The 23252-nt window shown below is 60.9% G+C and carries 24 protein-coding genes; 19 read left to right on the top strand and 5 right to left on the bottom strand.

From position 1 onward, the window contains the following. Nucleotides 1–234: 234 nt before the first annotated feature. From AAEZ06_RS02525 to AAEZ06_RS02510, 4 genes are all read left to right on the top strand, one after another. Nucleotides 235–2145 carry a sigma-54-dependent Fis family transcriptional regulator gene (locus AAEZ06_RS02525; protein WP_350612710.1) on the top strand — a complete coding sequence of 637 codons (1911 nt, stop codon included), beginning with the start codon at nucleotides 235–237 and terminating at the stop codon, nucleotides 2143–2145. 71 nt (nucleotides 2146–2216) lie between these two features. Next, on the top strand, nucleotides 2217–3566 hold the full coding sequence (mpl, locus tag AAEZ06_RS02520; protein WP_149413580.1) for a UDP-N-acetylmuramate:L-alanyl-gamma-D-glutamyl-meso-diaminopimelate ligase: 1350 nt from the start codon (nucleotides 2217–2219) through the stop codon (nucleotides 3564–3566). Beyond that, nucleotides 3563–4192 (top strand): flavin prenyltransferase UbiX, encoded by a 630-nt coding sequence (gene ubiX / locus AAEZ06_RS02515; RefSeq protein WP_149413579.1) that lies wholly within the window; start codon nucleotides 3563–3565, stop codon nucleotides 4190–4192. The genes mpl and ubiX overlap by 4 nt, the downstream gene beginning before the upstream one ends. Beyond that, on the top strand, nucleotides 4185–4469 hold the full coding sequence (locus tag AAEZ06_RS02510) for a YceK/YidQ family lipoprotein (RefSeq protein ID WP_149413578.1): 285 nt from the start codon (nucleotides 4185–4187) through the stop codon (nucleotides 4467–4469). The genes ubiX and AAEZ06_RS02510 overlap by 8 nt, the downstream gene beginning before the upstream one ends. Before the next feature lie 142 nt (nucleotides 4470–4611). Here AAEZ06_RS02510 and AAEZ06_RS02505 read toward each other — a convergent pair whose 3' ends face one another. From AAEZ06_RS02505 to AAEZ06_RS02495, 3 genes are all read right to left on the bottom strand, one after another. After that, nucleotides 4612–5253 carry an oxidoreductase gene (locus AAEZ06_RS02505; RefSeq protein ID WP_149413577.1) on the bottom strand — a complete coding sequence of 214 codons (642 nt, stop codon included), beginning with the start codon at nucleotides 5251–5253 and terminating at the stop codon, nucleotides 4612–4614. A 28-nt stretch (nucleotides 5254–5281) separates the two neighbouring features. Further along, complete coding sequence (locus AAEZ06_RS02500) at nucleotides 5282–7006, bottom strand: C13 family peptidase (RefSeq protein ID WP_350612706.1); 1725 nt, start codon at nucleotides 7004–7006, stop codon at nucleotides 5282–5284. Between the two features lie 218 nt (nucleotides 7007–7224). Continuing rightward, nucleotides 7225–7680 (bottom strand): MaoC family dehydratase, encoded by a 456-nt coding sequence (locus AAEZ06_RS02495; RefSeq protein WP_149413575.1) that lies wholly within the window; start codon nucleotides 7678–7680, stop codon nucleotides 7225–7227. A gap of 177 nt (nucleotides 7681–7857) precedes the next feature. On the opposite strand from AAEZ06_RS02495, the gene AAEZ06_RS02490 reads away from it, so the two are divergent. The 3 genes from AAEZ06_RS02490 to AAEZ06_RS02480 are packed head-to-tail and all read left to right on the top strand — an operon-like array spanning nucleotide 7858 to nucleotide 9545. Next, nucleotides 7858–8220: a CidA/LrgA family protein gene (locus tag AAEZ06_RS02490; protein WP_149413574.1), complete on the top strand. Its 363-nt coding sequence runs from the start codon at nucleotides 7858–7860 to the stop codon at nucleotides 8218–8220. Next, a complete protein-coding gene (locus tag AAEZ06_RS02485; RefSeq protein WP_149413573.1) occupies nucleotides 8217–8933 on the top strand; it encodes an LrgB family protein in 717 nt (238 codons plus the stop codon). Before AAEZ06_RS02490 ends, AAEZ06_RS02485 begins: the two co-directional genes overlap by 4 nt. Before the next feature lie 21 nt (nucleotides 8934–8954). After that, nucleotides 8955–9545 (top strand): LON peptidase substrate-binding domain-containing protein, encoded by a 591-nt coding sequence (locus AAEZ06_RS02480; protein WP_350612703.1) that lies wholly within the window; start codon nucleotides 8955–8957, stop codon nucleotides 9543–9545. 57 nt (nucleotides 9546–9602) lie between these two features. Here the strand turns inward: AAEZ06_RS02480 and AAEZ06_RS02475 are convergent, their stop codons facing one another. Together AAEZ06_RS02475 and AAEZ06_RS02470 are read right to left on the bottom strand one after the other, a co-directional pair. Beyond that, on the bottom strand, nucleotides 9603–10919 hold the full coding sequence (locus AAEZ06_RS02475; RefSeq protein WP_149413571.1) for a bifunctional DedA family/phosphatase PAP2 family protein: 1317 nt from the start codon (nucleotides 10917–10919) through the stop codon (nucleotides 9603–9605). A 74-nt stretch (nucleotides 10920–10993) separates the two neighbouring features. Then, the gene (locus tag AAEZ06_RS02470) at nucleotides 10994–11677 is read right to left on the bottom strand and encodes a DNA-3-methyladenine glycosylase (protein WP_350612701.1); all 684 of its coding nucleotides are present in this window, start codon (nucleotides 11675–11677) and stop codon (nucleotides 10994–10996) included. Nucleotides 11678–11853: 176 nt separating this feature from the next. Between AAEZ06_RS02470 and AAEZ06_RS02465 the strand changes: the two genes are divergently transcribed. From AAEZ06_RS02465 to lipA, 12 genes are all read left to right on the top strand, one after another. Further along, a complete protein-coding gene (locus AAEZ06_RS02465; RefSeq protein ID WP_149414754.1) occupies nucleotides 11854–13119 on the top strand; it encodes a glutamate-5-semialdehyde dehydrogenase in 1266 nt (421 codons plus the stop codon). After that, nucleotides 13119–13763 carry a nicotinate-nucleotide adenylyltransferase gene (gene nadD / locus AAEZ06_RS02460; RefSeq protein ID WP_350612698.1) on the top strand — a complete coding sequence of 215 codons (645 nt, stop codon included), beginning with the start codon at nucleotides 13119–13121 and terminating at the stop codon, nucleotides 13761–13763. Before AAEZ06_RS02465 ends, nadD begins: the two co-directional genes overlap by 1 nt. 70 nt (nucleotides 13764–13833) lie before the next feature. Next, entirely contained in the window at nucleotides 13834–14328 is a 495-nt protein-coding gene (rsfS, locus tag AAEZ06_RS02455; protein ID WP_149414752.1) for a ribosome silencing factor, read from the top strand. Between the two features lie 9 nt (nucleotides 14329–14337). Beyond that, nucleotides 14338–14805: a 23S rRNA (pseudouridine(1915)-N(3))-methyltransferase RlmH gene (gene rlmH / locus AAEZ06_RS02450; RefSeq protein WP_003185785.1), complete on the top strand. Its 468-nt coding sequence runs from the start codon at nucleotides 14338–14340 to the stop codon at nucleotides 14803–14805. A 15-nt stretch (nucleotides 14806–14820) separates the two neighbouring features. After that, nucleotides 14821–16716, top strand: coding sequence for a penicillin-binding protein 2 (gene mrdA / locus AAEZ06_RS02445; RefSeq protein WP_149414751.1), 1896 nt, complete (start codon nucleotides 14821–14823; stop codon nucleotides 16714–16716). Nucleotides 16717–16747: 31 nt separating this feature from the next. Further along, nucleotides 16748–17851: a rod shape-determining protein RodA gene (gene rodA / locus AAEZ06_RS02440; RefSeq protein WP_178114544.1), complete on the top strand. Its 1104-nt coding sequence runs from the start codon at nucleotides 16748–16750 to the stop codon at nucleotides 17849–17851. A gap of 17 nt (nucleotides 17852–17868) precedes the next feature. Continuing rightward, nucleotides 17869–18879 carry a lytic murein transglycosylase B gene (gene mltB, locus AAEZ06_RS02435; RefSeq protein WP_149414750.1) on the top strand — a complete coding sequence of 337 codons (1011 nt, stop codon included), beginning with the start codon at nucleotides 17869–17871 and terminating at the stop codon, nucleotides 18877–18879. Continuing rightward, on the top strand, nucleotides 18879–19880 hold the full coding sequence (locus AAEZ06_RS02430; protein ID WP_149414749.1) for a septal ring lytic transglycosylase RlpA family protein: 1002 nt from the start codon (nucleotides 18879–18881) through the stop codon (nucleotides 19878–19880). The genes mltB and AAEZ06_RS02430 overlap by 1 nt, the downstream gene beginning before the upstream one ends. A 183-nt stretch (nucleotides 19881–20063) precedes the next feature. After that, entirely contained in the window at nucleotides 20064–21221 is a 1158-nt protein-coding gene (locus AAEZ06_RS02425) for a D-alanyl-D-alanine carboxypeptidase family protein (RefSeq protein ID WP_133100064.1), read from the top strand. 85 nt (nucleotides 21222–21306) lie between these two features. Beyond that, complete coding sequence (locus AAEZ06_RS02420) at nucleotides 21307–21582, top strand: DUF493 domain-containing protein (RefSeq protein WP_133100063.1); 276 nt, start codon at nucleotides 21307–21309, stop codon at nucleotides 21580–21582. Continuing rightward, nucleotides 21582–22229: a lipoyl(octanoyl) transferase LipB gene (lipB, locus tag AAEZ06_RS02415; RefSeq protein WP_149414748.1), complete on the top strand. Its 648-nt coding sequence runs from the start codon at nucleotides 21582–21584 to the stop codon at nucleotides 22227–22229. The genes AAEZ06_RS02420 and lipB overlap by 1 nt, the downstream gene beginning before the upstream one ends. Nucleotides 22230–22231: 2 nt before the next feature. Further along, nucleotides 22232–23251, top strand: a complete 1020-nt coding sequence (lipA, locus tag AAEZ06_RS02410; protein WP_149414747.1) for a lipoyl synthase — start codon at nucleotides 22232–22234, stop codon at nucleotides 23249–23251. The last annotated feature ends 1 nt before the right edge of the window (nucleotide 23252 follow it).

Genomic DNA, 23252 nt, shown 5'->3' with positions numbered 1-23252 from the left:
AAGCGTAGAGCAAAGGTCGGGCCAGTGCCTTGCGGGCCAGGTAAATCAAGGGGTTGCGATTTTTAACAGGCATTCGTTGTGACAGGAGTGATACAGCCTTCGTGACAGTTTGTGCCATAAGCGATACGCCCTGTGACCCACGGGTCGAACCGCGATTGCAATGAGCAAGAGCCTGGAGGATGCTGGGCGTCCCGGTCCGCGGTGTGTCTCACGCAGCAGGAGAACAATAAGAATATGCACAACGATCATTTCAGTCGCCATGCCCAGCAAGTGCTGACCGTAACCCGTGGCCAAGACCCACAGCACGGTCCGGGCAGCGACCCATCTATTGCCCGCTCCTGGCTGCGTTGCCTGGAGGATTATCACCTCGACCCCGCGCTGACCATCGCCCCCACGGTGCTGGAACACGGTCGCCTGCTGGAAAGTCGCGAGCGCCTGCAACAGGTGTTGCACATCGCCGGCAATGAAATGACCAGCCTGCACCAGCAGCTTTCCGGCGCGGGCCACGCGGTGCTGCTGACCGATGCACGAGGAGTGATCCTCAACTGCGTCACTGCCCCCAGCGAGCGCAAGATTTTCGAGCGCGCCGGGCTATGGCTTGGCGCCGATTGGAGCGAGGCCTGCGAAGGCACCAACGGCATCGGTACCTGCCTGGTGGAGCGCCAGGCTCTGACCATTCATCGCGATGAACACTTCCGTGGCCGCCATACCGGCCTGACCTGCTCCGCCAGCCCGGTGTTCGATCCCCATGGCGAGCTGCTGGCGGTGCTCGATGTGTCCTCGGCACGGGAAGCGGTCTCGCGCCAGAGCCAGTTCCACACCATGGCGCTGGTCAACCTCTCGGCGAAGATGATCGAGAGCTGCTATTTCCTGCGTCATTTTGAGAACCACTGGCTGCTGCGTTTCCATCTGCAGGCCGAGTCTGTGGGCCTGTTCAGTGAAGGGTTGCTGGCGTTTGATGGCGAAGGGCGGATTTGTGCCCTCAACCAGAGCGCGCTGAACCTGCTGGGCGAAGCCCGTGGGCGTTTGCTGGGGCTGCCGGTGGAGATGTTTTTCGATTGCTCCCTGGATGAGCTACTCGGTCGCGCCAGCGTCAATGCCAGCGCCAGTTGGCCCCTGCGCACCCGCGATGGGCGCAATGTATTCGCGGTATTACGCGGCCAGCCCCGTAGTGTGCCGAGCCCGGTGGTACAAGCGCTGCCGCAGGTGGATCGGCCGCGCCTGCCGAGTATTTGCCTGGGGGACGCGGCGCTGCAAAGCGATTTTCGCAAGGCTCTGCGAGTGTTCGAGCGTGACGTGCCGCTGCTGATCAACGGCGAAACCGGCTCCGGCAAGGAGGCCTTCGCCAAGGCCGTGCACCACGCCAGTCAACGGGCAGAAAAGTCCTTCGTCGCCCTCAACTGTGCGGCGATCCCGGAAAGTCTGATCGAAAGTGAACTGTTCGGCTATCGCGGCGGCAGTTTTACCGGCTCGCGCAAGGAAGGCATGCGCGGCAAGCTGCAACAGGCCGACGGCGGAACCTTGTTCCTCGACGAAATCGGCGACATGCCCCTGGCCTTGCAGACCCGTCTATTAAGGGTGCTGGAGGATCGACTGGTGGTGCCTATCGGTGGCGAACCACAAGCGGTGAACGTGCGAATCATCAGCGCCACCCACCGCAATCTGCTGGAGCGGGTGCAGGACGGCAGCTTTCGCGAGGACCTGTACTACCGGCTCAACGGCCTGGAAATCGCCTTGCCGCCGTTGCGTGAGCGTAGCGACAAGTCGCAATTGCTGGACTTCCTGCTGGCGCAAGAGGCGGGCGATCAGCCGGTGCTGCTTGATAGTGCGGCGCGCCAGGCGCTGCTGGCGTTTGCTTGGCCAGGCAATGTGCGGCAGCTGCGCACCGTGTTGCGCACGTTGGCGGCGCTGTGTGACGAAGGGCGGGTCGGTTTTGAGGACTTGCCGGCGATAATTCGCCAGGCTCGAACGCAGCCGGTCGCAGTGGATGAGCCTACGGACTCACCCCTAGACGATGCCGAGCGCCTGGCGTTGCTCAACGCCCTGGAGCAACAGCGCTGGCACATGACCCATACCGCCGGGCAGTTGGGCGTCAGCCGCAATACGCTCTACAGAAAGCTGCGTAAACATGGCATCGCCCGTTGAGATCCTGCAGCTAAAGAGTGCGATTTCTCCCACCCTGCGCTAACCTGCCTCGATGTTTTACGAGGTCGACTATGCACATTCATATTCTCGGTATTTGCGGCACGTTCATGGGCTCGATGGCGGTTTTGGCCAAAGAGTTGGGCCATCATGTCACCGGCTCCGATGCCAACGTTTATCCGCCCATGAGCACGCAACTGCAGGCCCAGGGTATTGAGTTGACCCAAGGCTACGACCCGGCGCAATTCGACCCGGTCCCGGACCTGGTGGTAATTGGCAACGCCATGTCCCGTGGCAACCCGGCGGTCGAATACGTGCTGAACAAAGGCCTGCCCTATGTCTCCGGTCCGCAATGGCTGTCGGACCATGTGCTGCAAGGCCGCTGGGTGCTGGCCGTCGCCGGCACCCATGGCAAAACCACCACCAGCAGCATGCTGGCCTGGGTCCTGGAACACGCCGGCATGAGCCCGGGCTTCCTGATCGGCGGTGTGCCACAGAACTTCTCGGTGTCGGCGCGTCTGGGTGACACGCCGTTCTTCGTCATCGAAGCCGACGAGTACGACAGCGCCTTCTTCGACAAACGTTCCAAGTTCGTTCACTACCGCCCGCGCACGGCGATCCTGAACAACCTGGAGTTCGATCATGCTGATATCTTCCCTGATCTGCCAGCCATCGAGCGGCAGTTTCACCATTTGGTGCGCACCATCCCCAGCGAAGGCCTGGTGATCCACCCGACCACCGAGCCTGCCTTGCAGCGAGTGATCGAGATGGGCTGCTGGACCCCGGTGCAAACCACCGGTGCCGGCGGGCAGTGGCAGGTCAAGTTGCTGAGCCAGGACGGTTCCAGGTTCGAGGTGTTGTTCGAAGGTGTCGCCCAGGGCGTGGTCGACTGGGATATGACCGGCCAGCACAACGTTGCCAATGCCCTGGTTACCCTGGCCGCCGCCCGTCATGTCGGCGTAGTCCCGTCCATGGGCATCGCCGCGTTGAGCGCGTTCAAGAGCGTCAAGCGGCGCATGGAAAAGGTCGCTGAAGTGAATGGGATTACCATCTACGACGACTTTGCCCACCACCCGACGGCGATTGCCACCACCCTCGACGGTTTACGCAAGCGCGTGGGTGATGCGCCGATAATCGCCATCATTGAGCCACGCTCCAACTCCATGAAACTCGGTGCCCATCGCGATGGCTTGCCGCAAAGCGTGGTCGATGCCGACCAGGTGGTGTGGTATGCGCCGGCCAACCTCGGCTGGGATCTGGCGGCTGTCGCCAACCTGTGCACGGTACCGTCGATTGTCAGCGATTCGCTGGAAGGCATCATCGAACGCGTGAAAAGCCAGGCCAAGCCCGGCACCCATGTGGTGATCATGAGCAATGGCGGCTTCGGCGGCCTGCACGGCAAACTGGCCGAGGCATTGCAATGAGCGGGCCGGAGCGTGTCACCCTGGCGATGACCGGCGCGTCTGGCGCGCCGTATGGCCTACGCCTGCTCGATTGCCTGGTACGTGAAGACCGCGAGGTGCACTTTCTGATCTCCAAGGCTGCGCAGTTGGTGATGGCGACCGAGACCGATGTCACGCTACCACCCAAGGTGCAGATGATGCAGGCCTTCCTCACCGAATACACCGGTGCGGCGGCGGGGCAGATCAAGGTTTATGGCAAGGAAGACTGGATGTCGCCGGTGGCCTCTGGTTCCGGCGCGCCGGCGGCGATGGTGGTGGTGCCGTGTTCCACCGGAACCTTGTCGGCGATTGCCACGGGTGCTTGCAACAACCTGATTGAGCGGGCGGCAGACGTGACCTTGAAGGAACGTCGCCAGTTGATTCTGGTGCCGCGCGAGGCGCCGTATTCGAGTATCCATCTGGAGCACATGCTCAAGCTGTCGAACATGGGTGTGACCATCCTGCCGGCGTCCCCAGGCTTTTACCATCAGCCGCAAACCATCGATGACCTGGTGGACTTTGTAGTGGCGCGGATTCTCAACCTGCTGAACATTCCTCAGGACATGTTGCCGCGTTGGGGCGAGCATCATTTGAGCAGTGATGAATAAAGCGCTGCTGGTATTGCTGGCGCTACAACTGACGGGCTGCGCCACTGCACGCACCCTGGATGCGGCGAAACCGGGTGCGCCGGTGGTATATGCAGGCATGCGCCTGGACCTGTATGCGATGCAGGGTGGCTGTTGTGCCATGGACCGCTTCGGCGCCGAAGCCCCAAGCTACCCTGGCATCGACCTGCCGGCCAGCGCCTTGCTCGATACGCTGCTATTGCCGCTGTCGGTGTTGACGGTGCTGGGAATAGGGTTTAACGCGACGGGCGGGCTCTAGCTTGCTCGCCCCGCAGTTGTCGAGCTCCGGCGAGGCAACGTCGGCCACACCACCGCTCTCAGATCAGCCCCCAGCACCGAGTCGCACCTGACGCAGCCTCGCCGGGGCTCGACAGCTGCTACGGTGAATCACCCCAGCAGCATTATTTGCCGAGCTTACGCAGCTCATCCGACTCCACAATCCGCAACCCATTTTGTTCTTCCAGCGCCAGCCGCCACATCGCCCGGGCCAGTTCGCAGACTTCTATGCCGTGATACTTGCCAGGAACCAGTCGCGATAGTGGCCCCGCCAGTTGTTCCACCAGGCGGGTCTCCAGCCGCTCCCCCAGCAGCAGTGAAGGTCGGACGATGGTCAATTGCGGCCAGTCCTGGGCCTTCAAGGCCTGTTCCATTTCGCCTTTGACTCGGTTGTAGAACACCGAGGATTTCGGATCGGCGCCAATCGCGCTGATCACGATCAGGTGCCGTGCGCCCATTTCCCGCGCGCGCTTGCTGAAGGCCACGACCATGTCCAGGTCGACGGCACGGAAGGCTTGTTCGGAGCCTGCCAGTTTAATGGTGGTGCCCAGGCAGCAGAAAGCGATGTCCACCCGCCCGCTGAGTTGCGGCAGGAACACCGCCGGGTCGCCCACCGGGTTTTCCAGGTGCGGATGCTCGGCCAAAGGCTTTCGGCTGGGCGCGAGTACGCGGGTCACGGTGGGCTCGTTGAGCAGGCGGTCCAGCAGATGTTCCCCGGTCAAACCCGAGGCTCCGGCAAGCAAGACATGCTGAGGCGTCAAGTACATGATGTTTCCCCCTTGATACGGTTTCAGCTTAGTTGCTCTTGGCTTCCTTGCTATTCATAGAGACGCTTTCGAGCGCTTTTCGTGCCTGCTGCTTGCGTAATAATTGCCAATGGGCGATCACCCCTTTGGGTGCCCAGATCTGGGGTTCGGAGGCTTCGAAGTTGTCCTCCATCTCGCGCTCGGTTACATGCAGCTGCGCCAGCTTGAAGGCTTGCTGTAAATCGTCGGACTGGTTGAAGGCCTGGGCGAACAGCGCGTTGCCAAAGTAGGTGAAGTCGGCCTCTTCGGAGCAGCCAAACGATACGCGGTCGGCTCGGGAAGCCGTCATTATCAGGGTGCGTTCGTCTTTTAGCGCTGGGATAAAACCACCGGAGTAGCACGCCGAGATGACAATGATCTTGTCACGGTTTTTCAACGGTGCCAGCACGGCGGCGAGCTCGTCGGCTGGCAGGTCGGCCAGTTCCATGCGAGGTTGGTCCAGCACCAGTTCATGCTCGTGGGTGCCGTGGCTGGTCAAATAGATGAACACCAGATCTTCCGGGCCCGTGCGTTCGGCGAGCGTTTGCACGGCGCGGCGCAAGCTTTCCCGGGTGGCCATGGGGCGATCGGCGATATGGTCGCGGTGGTTGACCAGGCGGATTTGACCTTGGGCGCCGAAGCGGGTGGCCAGCAGGTTGCTGACGTAGTCGGCTTCACGCAGAAACACGCTTTGCTTGCCATCACCCGCCAGCACCAGGGTGTACAGCTCAACCGCTGCAGTTGAGGCGGGAACAGCGGCAAGAGCCTGGTCGAGCAGGCGACCCTGGGCCAGCACGCCGACTTCCAGCGCATCGGGCAGCAGGTGGCCGTCGGCATTGCGCACACGCATGCCGTTGACCCACGTCCCGGCTTGCACGGTGCCATCGGTGAGCACCAGGGTGCCTTTGCCCTGATAGCTGTCGCTGTCGAAACCGCCCACATAGAAGCTGCCGTCGGTGAGGTTCAGGCGACCCTCGCCGGTAAAGCGCCAGTCACTGAACTGACCTACGTAGTGGCTGGCGTCGACGCCAATCAATTCGCCCTTGCCGCTCAGCGCGCCTTCCTTGAACTCACCAATCCACACATCCCCGTCGGCGTTTTCGTAGCGGCCCTTGCCGTTGAGCTGGTTCTGTTTGAAGTGGCCGACGTACATGTCGCCGTCAGCGCTATTGAAGGTGCCGTTGCCTTCCAATTGCCCGTTGACGAAGTGGCCGCTGAACTGGTTGCCGCTGTCGTCGCTGCGCTGGCCTTCACCGTTGGGTTTACCGTGGGTGAACTGGCCCTGGTATTGGCTGCCGTCGGCCAGCTCCAGGCGACCGAGGCCGGAGTACTGGTCGTCCTTGAATTCGCCGCGATAGGTCATCTGGCCCTCTTTGAGGGTGCCTTCGCCGTTGCGCCGGCCTTGCTTGAAACCGCCAACGTAATTGGTGCCCGCAGTAGTCAGGCTGCCTTGGCCGTCGAACAGGCCTTGCTGGAACTGACCTTTATAGACTTCGCCGTTGCTGCCGTGCCATTCGCCTTGGCCGTGCCACTGGCCCTTGTCGAACTGGCCGGCGTACCAACTGCCGTTAGGGTAGTCCACGCGTCCCTGGCCTTGCAGCAGGCCATTGGCCACATCGCCACGGTAACGCCCGCCGTCCGGCAGCCTTGCATCGGGCGGCAACAGTGATTCGCCATCACCGCACGCGGTGAGCAAAAGGGCCAGGACAAGGGCAAGGGGAGCGAGTGGGCGCATAGCGGGATCCGGATAATTGAGCGCCGAGTATGCCGCAGCTGTGAGATCTATACATGAGTTTGTGGCGAGCGGGCTTGCCCGCGTTGGGCTGCGCAGTCGCCCCAATAAAGACACTGCGCACCTTCATACGAAATCAGGTTGCAGGTTTTAGGGCCGCTTCGCGGCCCAACGCGGGCAAGCCCGCTCGCTAAAGGTAAGCTTTTGATTACATGACTGTTTCAGACGAAACAGAGTGATAACGACTCGGCGATGTAGCCTGGTTTTTCCTGGCCTTCAATTTCCAGGGTGCAGGTGGCCTTGAGCAGCCATTGGCCGGGTTTTTTCTCAGTGGCGTCGGTGAGGGTGACGGCCAGGCGCACCTTGGAGTTGACCTTTACTGGCTGGATGAAGCGCACGGTGTCCAGGCCGTAGTTGACGACCATTTTCACGCCTTCGGGCATGATCAGAATATCTTCAATCAATTTTGGCAGCAGCGACAACGACAGGAATCCGTGGGCGATGGTGCTGCCAAACGGGGTCTGGGCGGCCTTCACCGGGTCGACGTGGATGAACTGATGATCGCCAGTGGCTTCAGCGAACAGGTTGATGCGTTCCTGGTCGATGGTCAGCCATGCGGAACGTCCCAGTTCCTTGCCGACATAATCTTTGAGCTGCGCTACGGGTACTGAGGGCATTGTGACTCTCCTTGGGTTCATCGGTTTTTATTGTTCATGTGCGGGGCGAAGCCCTGACAACCACCTTAGATCATCATGGGCAATAGGCTTGGTCAACCCTCCATGTTTTTGGCGAATGCCGGTCCATAGGTCCAGCGTGCTTATAATGGCCGGCGCGCTTTTTGGGGGAGAGAACGGATGCTGTTACGCGGTCTGACATGGCTGGTGCTGTTTCAATTGCTTGGCACGGCAATTAATCACTTGTTCCTGCCGGTGTTGCCGGGGCCGATTGTCGGTCTGCTGCTGATGCTGGCGTATCTGGTGTGGCGCGGCGAGGTAGCCGAGCCCCTGAGCCTGGCGGCCAGCAGTTTGCTGCGTTACTTGCCGTTGCTGTTGGTGCCGCCAGCTGTGGGCGTGATGGTTTACGCCAAGGACATCGCCACCGACTTCTGGGCCATCGTAGGTGCGCTGGTGCTGTCACTGGTGATCGCCATGGGCTTTGTTGGCGTGCTGATGCAAAGACTGGTCAAGCGCCAGGCGCGGCGGGAGGAGGGGCAATGACCTTCGACTGGCAAGGCGCGTGGGCAGCGGTGATCCATCATCCGTTGTTTGGCATTGGCATCACCCTGGGCGCCTATCAATTGGTGTTGGCAGGCTTCGAGAAAACCCGCTGGATCTTCCTGCAGCCGGTGCTGGTGTCGATGCTGCTGGTGATCGGCGTGCTGCTGGGCTGCGGCCTGACCTACGCCGAGTATCGTAAAAGTACCGAGATCATGAGCATCCTGCTGGGCCCGGCGACGGTGGCCCTGGCGGTACCGCTTTACTTGAACCTGCGACGGATTCGCCAGCTGTTCTGGCCGATTTTTACTACGCTGGTGGTGGGTGGTGTGCTGGCGACCGGCCTGTGTGTGCTACTGGGCTGGTGGTTCGGTGCCGAACACATGATGTTGATGACCATGGCGCCCAAGTCCGTGACCTCGCCGATTGCCATGCTGGTGGCCGAGCAGATCGGTGGTGTGGCGGCGCTGGCGGCAGTGTTTGTGCTGATCACCGGGGTGATCGGGGCGATGATCGGGCCGGCATATTTGTCGCGACTGGGGGTTCACAGCCCGGAGGCGCGTGGCATGGCGTTGGGCATGACTGCCCACGCCGTCGGCACCTCGGTGGCCTTGCAGGAAAGTGAAGAGTGCGGCGCCTTTGCGGCGCTGGCGATGAGTTTGATGGGTGTTGCGACGGCAGTGTTCCTGCCGTTGGCGGTATCACTGGTGATTTAAGTCGGGTTTAAGGAAACCTCTATGAGTCTGGCGCTTTTCCCGCTCAATACTGTGCTGTTTCCCGGTTGCACCCTCGATCTGCAACTGTTCGAGGCGCGCTACCTGGACATGATCAGCCGCTGCATGAAAAAGGGCGAAAGCTTTGGCGTGGTGTGCATCCTTGATGGCAAGGAAGTCGGGATGGCTCCCGATGGCTACGCGCTGGTTGGTTGCGAAGCACTGATCCGCGACTTCAAGCAGCAGGATAATGGCCTGCTGGGGATTCGGGTTGAAGGTGGCCGGCGGTTCCGCGTGCTGGAGGCGGATGTGCAGCGCGATCAGTTACTGCTCGCTGAAGTCGAATGGTTGGAAGAGCAACCCGAGCGGCCCCTGGACGAAGAGGATTGCGACCTGCTGGCGCTACTCCAGGCACTTGCTGAGCACCCAATGGTCGCGTCTCTGGATATGGGCGCCGACGCTGAAGGTCAGCAGGTGCTGGGTCATCGACTGGCGTATTTGCTGCCCTTTACCGAGGCCGACAAGGTTGACCTGTTGCAACTGGACGACCCGCAACGGCGCCTGGATGCGATCCAGTTGTTGCTTGATGAGCTGCAGGGTGATCTGTTCACCTGAACCGCCTTGTGTGCAGGGAATCGTCCGTCTCTGCTTTCAGAATATTCGTCGGTCCACTTAGTAGGCGTACCTGAGCAGAGCGTGGGCGCTGCCGCTAAATGCAAAAAAACCCAACACTGCCACACAGGCCGGCAAGATCAGCCACCAGACCTTCGGTGACATCGGCGGCAGAAGCGTCTGGCGCTGACTCAGGGTCAGGCTGAAGGCGCAGACCGTTATCGCCAACAGGGTGCCGGCCAGAATGTCGGACGGCCAGTGGGCGCCCAGGTACACCCGCGACAGGGCGATGGTCGCGGCGGGGATGCAGCCCAGCAACAGCCATGTCAGGCGCATGCGCGTGGGTTGGCCACGGCCTGCGAGCACTGCCAGGGCCAGGAAAAACGCAAACGAGCCGGAGGCGTGGCCGCTGGGCATGCTGAAGCTGGTTAGAGGGTCGGTCAGTATTTCCGGGCGTCCACGGGCAAAAAACAGCTTGGTGCCGGTATTGATCAGCGCCGCACCGAGCAGGGTGGCGCCGACGAAAATCGCGTGGCGCCATTGCCGCGCGAGCAGCAGCAGCCCGGTCAGCACCGCGCTGGCGACGAACATCTTCTTGAACTCACCCAACTGAGTAATCATCACCATGGCCTGGTCCATCGCCGGGCCGCGGTGTTCCTGGATCAGGGCCATCAAGCCTTGGTCCAAGTGGTTCAGGTACGGATAGCCGATAAACAGGGCGATCAACAACGTCAGGCTGGCGCAACCCATCCACAACGTGGCCCGTCGATGACCGCGCAGGCTGCTGTTGAGGCTTACTCCCAGCAAGACCGCCAGGCACGCAGCGACGACTCCGGCCTCGGGCCAGAAACCTTCGGGCAGCGGCAGGCGAAACGCTGCACCCGTGGCCCAGCCCGGTAGCAGGTACGCCACCGACCAGCCGGCGGCCGCCAGCACGCTGACGGCGGCGAAGCGCGGGAAAGGCATGTCGCACATGCCGGCAACCATCGGCAGCATCGGCCGCAGCGGGCCGATGAAGCGTCCTACCAGCAGGCTAGCAATGCCGTACTTGTGGAAGTAGGCCTCGGCACCACTCATCCATTCCGGATGATGGCGCAGGCCGGGCAGGCGGCGGATATTCTGGTGGAAATGGCGGCCGAGGTAGTAGGAGACTGAATCGCCCAACAGCCCGCCGAGCAAACCCAGCAATAGTGTTTCCCCCAGTGATAGCGCACCACTACCTGCCAATGCGGCAATGGCGAATAGCAAAACAGTTCCCGGCACGATCAAGCCGGCGATTGCCAGGCATTCCACGCAGGCCACGATAAACACCGCCGCCGCCAGCCATTGGGGGTTGAGGGTCAGCCAGCCGGTAATGCCATCGAGCCATGGGCCCATAAAATCAACTCCATTGCTATTCACAGTCCACTGTAGGAGCAAGCTTGCTCCTACAGTGGGTGGACTTATATCTTTCAAACCAAAAAGTAGTCGCGGCCTTCGACTTGGCCCCGGCGCAGCGGGTTCCGTGTGCAGTAGGGCGAATAGCCGCCGTCGACAAAGCGATACATCAAGTGTTCATCCCGTCCGTTGGGAATCCCCAGACGGGTGGTCTGGATAATCTGCGCCGGAACCAGTCCCACGTCTTCGACGTAGAGCTGCTCCTGGTCAAAGCGTTTGGCGTCCCACATCGGCACTTTTAGGCCCAGGGCCTTACATAGCAGGGTCTGCCCGGCGCACAGCTTCTGGGATGGGCGCGGCCTGCCGCTGGCATCCGGGTTGTTCAACAGCATTTGTGCCAGGCTCGCCGGCCCCGATAATTCATCGACCCACGGATAGCCAGATTTGATCAACACTGCGTTGCCCGGCCCCTGGGCGCTAAAGTTCAGGGAGTCGCCGCCACGGGCGTAGTACATATAGATATGGCCGCCATCCAGAAACAAAGCCTTACGCTTTTCTGTGTAGCCGAGGGATGCGTGGCTGCCCTTTTCGGCCTCGTAATAGGCTTCGGTCTCGATGATTCGCGCCGACAGCCACAAATCGCCGACCCGATGGCGAATGACTTTGCCCAGCAAATCTTTCGCGAGCTGTTGCGCATCGCGATCGAAGAAGCCGTCGGGTAGGGCGTTGGCGGGGATCAAGGGTGAAAAGTTGGACATGGCATAAAGGGTTAAGGCGACTAAATGTGACAGGATGATAACAACTTCAGCCTTAATCACGGCTGAACGTCGGTTTTTTACAGTTCATTTCAACCATACGCCCCTCACCGCTGTCCGTGGACGGGCGCGACAGCTATAATCTGCCGCTTTCCTCTTTGCCAAGACCCCACCAGACTATGACTGAGTCCGTTCTTGACTACATGACCCGCCTGGGTCGCGCTGCCCGTCAGGCCTCGCGGTTGATCGCCCGTGCGAGCACCGCGCAGAAGAACCGTGCGCTGCTGGCCGCTGCTGATGCCCTGGATGCTTCGCGCTCCGAGCTCAGTGCCGCCAACGAGCTGGACCTGGCCAACGGTCGGGCCATTGGTCTGGAACCGGCATTGCTGGATCGCCTGGCGCTTACGCCGGTGCGCATCGACGAAATGATCGAAGGTTTGCGTCAGGTGGCCAAGCTGCCTGACCCCATCGGTGAAATCCGCGACATGCGCTACATGCCGTCGGGAATCCAGGTTGGCAAGATGCGCGTGCCCCTGGGCGTGATTGGCATCATCTATGAGTCCCGTCCGAACGTGACCATCGACGCCGCCAGCCTGTGCCTCAAGTCTGGCAACGCCACCATCCTGCGGGGAGGTTCCGAGGCGATCAATTCCAATCGTGCCATTGCCGCCTGTATCCAGCAGGGCCTGGCGGTGGCCGAGTTGCCGGCCGAAGTGGTGCAAGTGGTGGAAACCACTGACCGCGCCGCCGTCGGTGCCTTGATCACCATGCCCGAGTTCGTCGACGTGATCGTCCCGCGCGGTGGCAAGAGCCTGATCGAGCGGGTCAGCCGCGATGCCAAGGTGCCGGTCATCAAGCACCTGGACGGCGTCTGCCACGTCTATATAGATGTCGCTGCCGATCTCGACAAGGCCATTCGCATTGCCGACAACGCCAAGACGCACCGTTACGCTCCGTGCAACACTATGGAAACCCTGCTGGTACACGTGGCGATTGCCGAGCGCGTGTTGCCGCCGCTGGCCGCCATCTACCGTGACAAGGGCGTGGAGTTGCGCGGTTGCGAACGCACCCGCGCCTTGCTTGGCGCCGACATCATCGAAGCCACCGAGCAGGACTGGTACACCGAGTACACGGCGCCGATCCTGTCGATCCGCATCGTCGACGACCTGGACCAGGCCATCGAACACATCAACACCTACGGTTCCAAGCACACCGACGCCATCGTCACCGAGCATTTCAGCGATGCCCGGCGTTTCCTCAACGAAGTGGATTCCGCTTCGGTGATGGTTAACGCCTCGACGCGCTTTGCCGACGGTTTCGAATATGGCCTGGGGGCGGAGATCGGCATTTCCACCGACAAGCTCCACGCCCGCGGCCCAGTTGGCCTCGAAGGCCTGACCAGCGAGAAGTACGTGGTCTTCGGCGACGGTCATGTGCGCGCTTGATGGGTAAACGCATCGGGCTGCTCGGCGGCACCTTCGACCCCGTGCACATCGGCCATTTGCGCAGTGCCCTGGAAGTCGCAGACGCCCTCGGGCTGGATGAGCTGCGCCTGACACCGAATGCCAGGCCGCCCCATCGGGACACGCCTCAGGTTTCACCGCTTGACCGGTTGGCGATGGTCCAGTGTGCCGTTGCCGGTATTTCACCGCTGGTGGTGGACAACCGCGAACTCAAACGCGACAAACCGTCCTACACTATCGACACCCTGGAACTGACGCGGGCCGAACTGGCCGCTGATGACCAGTTGTTTCTACTTTTGGGCTGGGACGCATTTTGCGGCCTACCCACTTGGCACCGCTGGGAAGAGTTGCTCCAGCATTGCCACATCCTGGTGCTGCAACGCCCGGATGCCGACAGCGAACCGCCGGATGCCTTGCGCAACCTGCTGGCAGCGCGGTCGGTAAGTGACCCGCAGGCCCTGACCGGGCCGAGCGGGAATATTGCATTCGTCTGGCAGACACCGCTTGCGGTGTCTGCCACCCAGATCCGTCAACTGCTGGCCAGCGGGAAGTCGGTACGTTTCCTGGTGCCTGACGCGGTCTTGGCCTACATCGATGCGCACGGACTTTACCGTGCGTCGAACTGAAAAGGCGCGCTTGAAGGCACGAATAGTCGTGTATTGAAGCGCCCGAACATACGAGCAAAACGAGTTTTATATGACGAACAAAGACGTAAGCAAAGTTAAGCGCAAAGGCACATTCAAGAGCGCCCCGCTGCCGGAAGTGGTGTTTCGTAACGAGCCCCTCAAGGGTGACGAACTGGTCAAGGTCGCTGTAGCGGCCCTGGAAGACGTCAAGGCCCAGGACGTGCTGGTGATTGATGTCCGTGACAAGCAGAGCATCACTGACTACATGATCATCGCTACCGGTACCTCCAACCGCCAGATCGGCGCGATGCTCGATAAGGTCCGCGAGATGGTCAAGCTGCAGGGCGTCAAGCCACTGGGCGAAGAAGGCAAGGGCGACAGCGATTGGGTACTGCTGGACATGGACGACGTGATCGTCCACATGATGACCTCCAACGCTCGCCAGTTCTACGACCTGGAGCGCCTGTGGAAAGGTGCCGAGCAGAGCCGTGCCGCCGATGGCAAGCACCACAGCCCTGAAGTCGGTCACGAGCATTTCACCAAGCTCAACAAAGACCAGGAATAAGGACCGGCTGTGCGCCTGCGTCTGATCGCTGTCGGTTCACGCATGCCCAAGTGGGTGGAAGAAGGCTGGCATGAATATGCCAAGCGTCTGCCATCCGAGCTGGCGTTGGAACTGGTGGAAATACCGCTCAATACCCGGGGCAAGAATGCCGACGTGGCGCGTTTTATCCGTCAGGAAGGCGAAGCCATGCTGGCCAAGGTCGGCCCCAATGAGCGGATTGTCACCCTCGAAGTGCATGGCAAGCCCTGGAGCACCGAGCAGTTGGCGGTGGAACTGGATCGCTGGCGCCTGGATTCTCGCACGGTGAACTTCATGGTCGGCGGCCCTGAGGGGCTGGCGCCGGAAGTCTGCGCGCGTGCCGATCAGCGCTGGTCACTGTCGCCGCTGACGCTGCCACACCCGTTGGTAAGGATTCTGATCGGTGAACAGCTGTATCGCGCCTGGACAGTTCTGTCCGGGCACCCTTATCACAAATAATCTGCGCCCTGCCTGATGACCCAGCCGATCCGCATCAAGGACCACGAGAAAGACGCACGTCTGGTACGCGCTCGGGTCGTGTTCGGCGCCATTATGGTGGTCGTTCTGATGTGCGTGCTGATCGCCCGCCTGTATTTCCTGCAGGTGATCCAGTACGACTATCACTCCACGTTGTCGGAAAATAACCGGGTGCATGTGCAGCCGATTCCGCCGACCCGTGGCCTGATCTTCGACCGCAACGGCGTGGTGGTGGCGGATAACCGGCCCAGTTTCAGCCTGAGCATGACCCGCGAGCGCTCCGGGGACTGGCAGCAGATTCTCGATGTCATCGTCGAAGTGTTGCAACTGACGCCGGAAGACCGGGTGATCTTCGAGAAGCGCATGAAACAGGGACGACGGCCGTTTGAGCCGGTGCCGATCCTGTTTGAGCTGACCGAAGAGCAGATTGCCCGTATCGCGGTGAACCAGTTCCGCCTGCCGGGTGTGGAAGTGGTGGCGCAGTTGGTGCGCCATTACCCGCAAGGTGCGCACTTTGCCCACTCGGTCGGCTATATGGGGCGGATCAACGAGAAAGAGCTCAAGAGCCTCGATCCGGTCAACTACAGCGGCACCCACCATATCGGCAAGACCGGCATCGAGCGTTTCTACGAGCCGGAACTGCACGGCCAGGTGGGTTACGAAGAAGTCGAGACCAACGCCCGTGGTCGAGTGTTGCGAGTGCTCAAGCGCACCGACCCGATTCCCGGCAAGGACATCGTCCTGAGCCTGGACATCAAACTGCAGGAAGCCGCAGAGATGGCCCTGGGCGGACGTCGTGGTGCGGTGGTGGCGCTGGACCCGAGCACTGGCGAAGTACTGGCAATGGTCAGTCAGCCGAGCTTCGATCCGAACCTGTTCGTGACCGGGATCAGCTTCAAGGCCTACGCCGAGCTGCGCGATTCCATCGACCGACCGCTGTTCAATCGGGTGCTGCGCGGCCTGTATCCGCCGGGCTCGACCATCAAGCCGGCAGTGGCGATTGCCGGCCTGGATTCCGGTGTTGTCACCGCGTCCAGCCGGGTATTCGACCCTGGTTATTACATGCTGCCCAACTACGATCACAAATACCGTAACTGGAACCGTACCGGCGACGGCTATGTGGACCTGGACACGGCGATCATGCGCTCCAATGACACCTACTTCTATGATCTGGCCCACAAGCTGGGGATCGATCGTTTGTCGACCTACATGGGCAAGTTCGGCCTCGGTCAAAAAGTGTCCCTGGACATGTTCGAGGAATCCCCAGGCTTGATGCCGTCCAGGGAATGGAAGCGCGCTACCCGTCGTCAGGCCTGGTTCCCCGGTGAAACGCTGATTCTCGGGATCGGCCAGGGCTATATGCAGGCCACCCCGCTGCAATTGGCCCAGGCCACAGCGTTGGTGGCCAGCAAGGGCAAGTGGATCCGCCCGCACCTGGCCAGGACCATAGAGGGTGAAAAGCCTGTCGATGAAAACCCGATTCCGGACATCATCCTGCGCGACCCGTCCGACTGGGCCAAGGTCAACCACGGCATGCAGCAAGTGATGCACGGCGCCCGTGGCACTGCGCGCAAGGCTGCGGCCGGCGCGCAGTACCGGATTGCCGGCAAGAGCGGTACCGCCCAGGTGGTAGCGATCAAGCAGGGTGAGAAGTACGACCGCTCCAAGGTTCAGGAGCGCCACCGCGACCACGCCTTGTTTGTTGGTTTTGCTCCGGCCGACAACCCGAAGATCACCGTGGCGGTAATGGTCGAGAACGGCGAGTCCGGCTCCGGCGTGGCTGCGCCGGTGGTGCGCCAGATCATGGACGCCTGGTTGCTGGATCAGGACGGCAAGCTCAAGCCCGAGTACGCCAACCCTTCAAGCGCGGAGGCTACGGCCCGTGAAGAGTAATTTTGACCGCATTCTCTCCAGCGAGGATGTGATGCGTCGCCGCGCCACCTTGCTGCAGCGCATGCATATTGATGGCCCGTTGCTGATCCTGCTGCTGACCCTGGCCGCCGGGAGCCTGTTCGTGCTGTATTCGGCCAGTGGCAAAAATTGGGATTTATTGATCAAGCAGGCGTCGTCGTTCGGGCTTGGGCTGTTGTCGATGGTGGTGATTGCCCAGTTGGAACCGCGTTTCATGGCCCGCTGGGTGCCGCTGGGCTACGTCGCCGGGGTCTTGCTGCTGGTGGTGGTGGACGTGATGGGCCACAACGCCATGGGCGCCACCCGCTGGATCAATATTCCAGGGGTGATCCGCTTCCAACCCTCGGAATTCATGAAAATCCTGATGCCGGCGACCATCGCCTGGTACCTGTCCAAGCGCACTTTGCCGCCGCAGCTCAAACATGTGGGGATCAGCCTGATGCTGATCGGCATCCCCTTTGTTCTCATCGTGCGTCAGCCGGACCTCGGTACTTCGTTGCTGATCCTCGCCGGCGGTGCGTTCGTGCTGTTCATGGGTGGCCTGCGCTGGCGCTGGATTCTCAGCGTGCTGGCGGCGGCGATACCGGTGGCCGTGGCCATGTGGTTCTTTTTCATGCACGAGTATCAGAAACAGCGAATCCTGACCTTCCTTGACCCGGAAAGCGATCCGTTGGGCACTGGCTGGAACATCATCCAGTCCAAGGCCGCCATCGGTTCCGGCGGTGTATTTGGTAAGGGCTGGTTACTGGGCACCCAGTCGCACCTGGACTTTTTGCCGGAAAGCCACACCGACTTTATTATCGCGGTGATGGGCGAAGAGTTCGGCCTGGTGGGCATTTGCGCGCTGTTGCTGATCTATCTGCTGTTGATCGGTCGCGGCCTGGTGATCACCGCGCAAGCGCAGACGCTGTTCGGCAAATTGCTTGCCGGCAGCCTGACAATGACTTTTTTTGTTTACGTTTTCGTCAACATCGGTATGGTCAGTGGCCTGTTGCCGGTGGTTGGGGTGCCGTTGCCGTTTATTAGCTACGGCGGAACTTCGCTGGTGACATTGCTGTCAGCGTTTGGGGTTTTGATGTCGATCCATACCCATCGTAAGTGGATCGCACAGGTTTGAATAAGGTGAAGATGTCAATGCAAGTAATGCGCGGCTGGGCTGCCCGGTACGCGCCCTGTGTAGGCCTGGTGGGCCTTCTGGGCGCCACGCAGCAAGTGCTGGCCGGCGACTACGACGGCTCGCCCCAGGTCGCCGAATTTGTCGGCGAGATGACCCGTGACTATGGTTTCGCCGGTGAACAGCTGATGGGCGTGTTTCGTGAAGCCCAGCGTAAACAGTCGATTCTCGATGCCATCTCCCGTCCCGCCGAGCGCGTGAAGCAGTGGAAGGAATACCGGCCGATGTTCCTCACCGATGCCCGCGTGGCACGGGGCGTGGACTTCTGGCGCGAGCACGAAGCGGTGCTGGCCCGCGCCGAGCAGGAGTACGGCGTGCCGGCGCAGGTCATTGTGTCGATCATTGGGATTGAAACCTTTTATGGCCGCAACACTGGCAGCTACCGGGTGATCGACGCCTTGTCGACCCTGGGTTTCGATTACCCGCCGCGCGCGGACTTCTTCCGCAAGGAACTGCGTGAGTTCCTGCTACTGGCCCGTGAAGAACAGATCGATCCGCTGACCCTCAAGGGTTCCTATGCCGGGGCCATGGGCCTGCCGCAGTTTATGCCGAGCAGCTTTCGCGCCTACGCCGTGGATTTTGACGGTGACAACCATATCAATATCTGGAGCAACCCCGATGATGCCATCGGCAGCGTGGCCAGCTATTTCAAACGTCACGGCTGGGTCGGTGGTGAGCCGGTGGTGATTCGCGCCGATGTCAGGGGAGATCGCGCCGACGAAGGCCTGACCCAAGGCATCGAGCCGGTCAAGACCGTCGCAGAGTTGCGGGCGCTGGGCTGGTCAAGTCATGATGCGCTGCGCGATGATATGCCGGTTACTGCATTTCGCCTCGAAGGCGAAAATGGCCCTGAATACTGGATGGGCCTGAAGAATTTCTACGCAATCACGCGTTATAACCGCAGTGTGATGTACGCCATGGCCGTGCATCAGCTGTCAGACATGCTGGTCCAAGCACGGGGCGTCAAGTAATGCGGGTATTGCCGATCAATAAACCCCTGAAGCTGGTGGCGCTTGCCGCATTGTCGTTGATGGTGGCCAGTTGCTCCACCAGCACCAGTCGCGCGCCTGCCCAGAAATCCGGGGCTGCCGTGCGCTCGGCGCCGGGCCTGGACATCAACCGCGCCCACAAAGACGGCGCGCCTTGGTGGGACGTTGATGTCTCGCGCATCCCGGATGCCACTCCAACCCTGCACACCGGCCCCTACAAGGCCAACCCTTACACGGTGCTGGGCAAGTCGTACTTCCCGTTGCAAGAGTCCAAGACTTACGTGCAGTCGGGTACCGCTTCCTGGTACGGCACCAAGTTCCACGGCCAGAACACCGCCAATGGCGAGGTCTATGACCTTTACGGCATGAGCGCGGCCCACAAGACCTTGCCGCTGCCCAGCTACGTCAAGGTGACCAACCTGGACAACAACCGCACGGTGATCCTGCGGGTCAACGATCGCGGGCCGTTCTATTCGGACCGGATCATCGACTTGTCCTACGCTGCCGCGAAGAAACTTGGCTACGCCGAAACCGGCACCGCACGGGTCAAGGTCGAAGGTATCGATCCACAACAGTACTGGGCCCAGCGTGGTAAGCCGGCACCGTTGATGCTCAACGAACCGCAAACCCCGCAGCCACAAATCACCGCATCGGCCGGCAAGGTCGAACAATGGACGCCACCGCCGCAGCAACACGCCGCGCCCGTGGTGGCCGTGCCGCAAGCGGCGCCTGGTGGCCAGACGGCGGGCGGGCAGTACCTGCAAGTCGGCGCTTTCGCCAACCCAGACGCGGCAGAGCTGTTAAGGTCCAAGCTCAGCGGGATGGTCAGTGCGCCAGTCTTTATCAGCTCTATTGTGCGTAATCAGCAGACCCTGCACCGGGTTCGCCTAGGGCCAATTGGTACGCCGGGTGAGATCACGCAAGTGCAGAACAGCGTGCGGCTGGCCAACCTGGGGCAGCCCAGTGTGGTCAGCGCGGAATAAGTGATATCGGATTGATGGTTCAGGCTCGCTTGCGGGCCAGGACCCTGGTTGTTGGCTCTTGGAATAATAAAAACCCGAAGGCAAGGGTTGAGCAGGCAACTGAACACGCGACAGTCTGGTAACGGGCTGTCTGAATAGTTTTGCCCGCTAGGGCAAGTTTCCATAAGTAATTTCGAGAGACGGATGAACATCACCACCTTAGCCAAACGCCTGTGCCTGCTTGTCCCGCTGATCATCACACCTGCCGCCTGGGCGGTCGAAATGGTGCCGGCTTCACCGCAACTTGCCGCCAAATCCTGGGTGCTCATGGATGCCGCCAGCGGCAACGTGCTGGTCGAGAGCAACGGTGACCAGCGCCTGCCACCGGCCAGCTTGACCAAGCTGATGACTGCTTATATCGCCACCCTGGAAATCCGTCGCGGCCAGATCGGTGAAAGCGATCCGGTGACCGTCAGCGAAAACGCCTGGCGCACCGGCGGTTCGCGGATGTTCATCAAGGTCGGTACCCAGGTGACTGTCAGCGACCTGCTGCACGGCATCATCATCCAGTCGGGTAACGACGCCAGCGTCGCCCTGGCCGAGCACATCGCCGGCAGCGAAGACGCATTCGCCGACATGATGAACAAAACCGTGACTGACTTGGGCATGACCAACAGCCACTTCATGAACCCGACTGGCCTGCCGAACCCTGAGCACTACTCGTCGGCTCACGACATGGCGATCCTGGCCCGCGCGATCATTCGTGTCGACCCGGTGCACTACGCGATCTACTCACAGAAAGAGTTCTTCTGGAACAACATCAAGCAGCCTAACCGCAACCTGCTGCTGTGGCGCGACAAGACTGTCGACGGTCTGAAAACCGGTCATACCGACGAAGCCGGTTACTGCATGGTGTCCTCGGCCGTGCGTGACGGCCAGCGGCTGATCGCCGTGGTGTTCGGTACCAACAGCGAGCAGGCCCGTGCGGCCGAGACGCAAAAGCTGCTGACCTACGGTTTCCGCTTCTTCGAAACCCAGACCTTCTACCAGAAGGGCGCCGAACTCGCCCAGGCCCAGGTATGGAAAGGCACTGAGCATCAAATCAAGGCAGGCCTGGCTGAAGACCTGACCCTGACCATGCCTAAAGGCCAATTGAAGAAGCTGGCTGCCAGCATGACCATGAACCCTCAATTGGTCGCGCCAATCGCCAAGGGCGATGTGATTGGTAAAGTCGAAGTGAAACTGGACGACAAAGTGGTGCACAGCGCCGACCTGATCGCTCTTGACGCTGTCGACGAAGGTGGTATTTTCCGCCGCGTGTGGGATAGCATCCGTCTATTCTTCTACGGCTTGTTCAACTGATAGTGTGCACCTGCATGACCTCGCGCCGATCCGGCGCGCAGGTCATGCCCGTCGCCACGGCTTACGCTTACGAGGCCGTTACGCCATGACCGATACCGAAGTAAAGGCGCCAAAGATCGAATTCCCCTGCGCGGATTACCCTATTAAGGTAATCGGCGACACCGGCGTGGGTTTCAAGGACAAGATCATCGAGATCCTTGAGAAGCACGCCACCGTCGACCACAAGACCCTGGCCGAACGTCAAAGCACCAATGGCAAGTACACCACTATCCAGTTGCACATCATTGCCACCGGGCAAGACCAGCTGTACGACATCAACAGTGATCTGCGGGCCACCGGCTTCGTGCACATGGTGTTGTGATGTCACAGACTCTGGGCTTTCGCGAGCTCGGCCAAATGGCATACGAGCCGGTGTGGCACGCCATGCAACGGTTCACCAACGAGCGCGGCACCGAAGCCCCGGATGAAATCTGGCTGGTGGAGCACCCGCCGGTTTTCACCCAGGGCCAGGCCGGCAAGGCCGAGCATCTGCTGCTGCCGGGAGAAATCCCGGTGGTGCAGGTCGACCGCGGCGGGCAGGTGACTTACCATGGCCCTGGCCAATTGGTGGCGTACCTGTTGCTGGATGTGCGCCGGCTGGGTTTTGGCGTGCGTGAGCTGGTCAGTCGCATGGAGACATGCCTGATCGAGCTGTTGGCCAGTTACGGTGTGACTGCCGTAGCCAAGCCTGATGCGCCGGGGGTGTATGTTGACGGCGCGAAAATCGCCTCCCTGGGCCTGCGGATTCGCCACGGCTGTTCCTTTCATGGCCTGGCCCTGAACGTGGACATGGACCTGGCACCGTTTCGACGGATTAATCCCTGTGGTTACGCTGGGCTGGCCATGACGCAGCTGAGCGAGCACGCAGGACCGATAGAATTTGCCGAGGTAAGTGCCCGGCTGCGCGCGCAGCTCGTCAAACACCTCGACTATGCTGAGCAGACGACCCTAACGGGCGGAATCGACTGATTATGACTACTGATGTTGTGCAAACCATGATCCCGACGCTGAACATTACCGAGCGTCCGGCCCCGCGTGCCAAGGTGGAAGCCGGCGTCAAGCTGCGCGGCGCCGAGAAGGTTGCACGCATCCCGGTGAAGATCATCCCGACCACCGAACTGCCGAAAAAGCCCGACTGGATTCGTGTACGCATCCCGATCTCGCCGGAAGTCGATCGGATCAAAGCCCTGCTGCGCAAACACAAGCTGCACAGCGTCTGCGAAGAAGCCTCCTGCCCGAACCTGGGTGAGTGCTTCTCCGGCGGTACCGCGACCTTCATGATCATGGGTGACATTTGCACCCGTCGTTGCCCGTTCTGCGACGTCGGCCACGGCCGTCCGAAGCCATTGGACGTCAACGAACCGCAAAGCCTGGCCATCGCCATCGCCGACCTGAAACTCAAGTACGTGGTGATCACCTCCGTGGACCGCGATGACCTGCGTGACGGCGGTGCCCAGCACTTTGCCGACTGCATTCGCGAAATCCGCAAGTTGTCGCCGGGCGTGATGCTGGAGACCCTGGTCCCGGATTACCGTGGCCGCATGGACGTCGCCCTGGAAATCACCGCCGCCGAGCCGCCAGATGTGTTCAACCACAACCTAGAAACTGTGCCGCGCTTGTATAAGGCTGCGCGTCCGGGTTCAGACTACCAGTGGTCGCTGACCCTGCTGCAAAAATTCAAGCAGATGATGCCGCACATTCCTACCAAGTCCGGCCTGATGCTCGGCCTGGGCGAGACCGACGAAGAAGTCATCGAGGTCATGAAGCGTATGCGCGAACACGACATCGACATGCTGACCATCGGCCAATACCTGCAACCTTCCCGCAGCCACTTGCCGGTCCAGCGCTTCGTGCACCCTGACGTGTTTGCCTGGTTTGCCGAAGAAGGCTACAAGATGGGCTTCAAGAACGTTGCGTCGGGCCCGCTGGTGCGTTCTTCGTACCATGCCGACGAACAGGCAAAACTGGTCAAGGCCAGCCTGGTTTCCTGAG

Origin of the sequence: Pseudomonas sp. HY7a-MNA-CIBAN-0227, from assembly GCF_040310325.1 — a bacterium.
In the GTDB taxonomy this organism is placed as follows: domain Bacteria; phylum Pseudomonadota; class Gammaproteobacteria; order Pseudomonadales; family Pseudomonadaceae; genus Aquipseudomonas.
The sequence above is the reverse complement of the archived record's forward strand: the minus strand, read 5'-3'. Positions and strand labels throughout refer to the sequence as shown.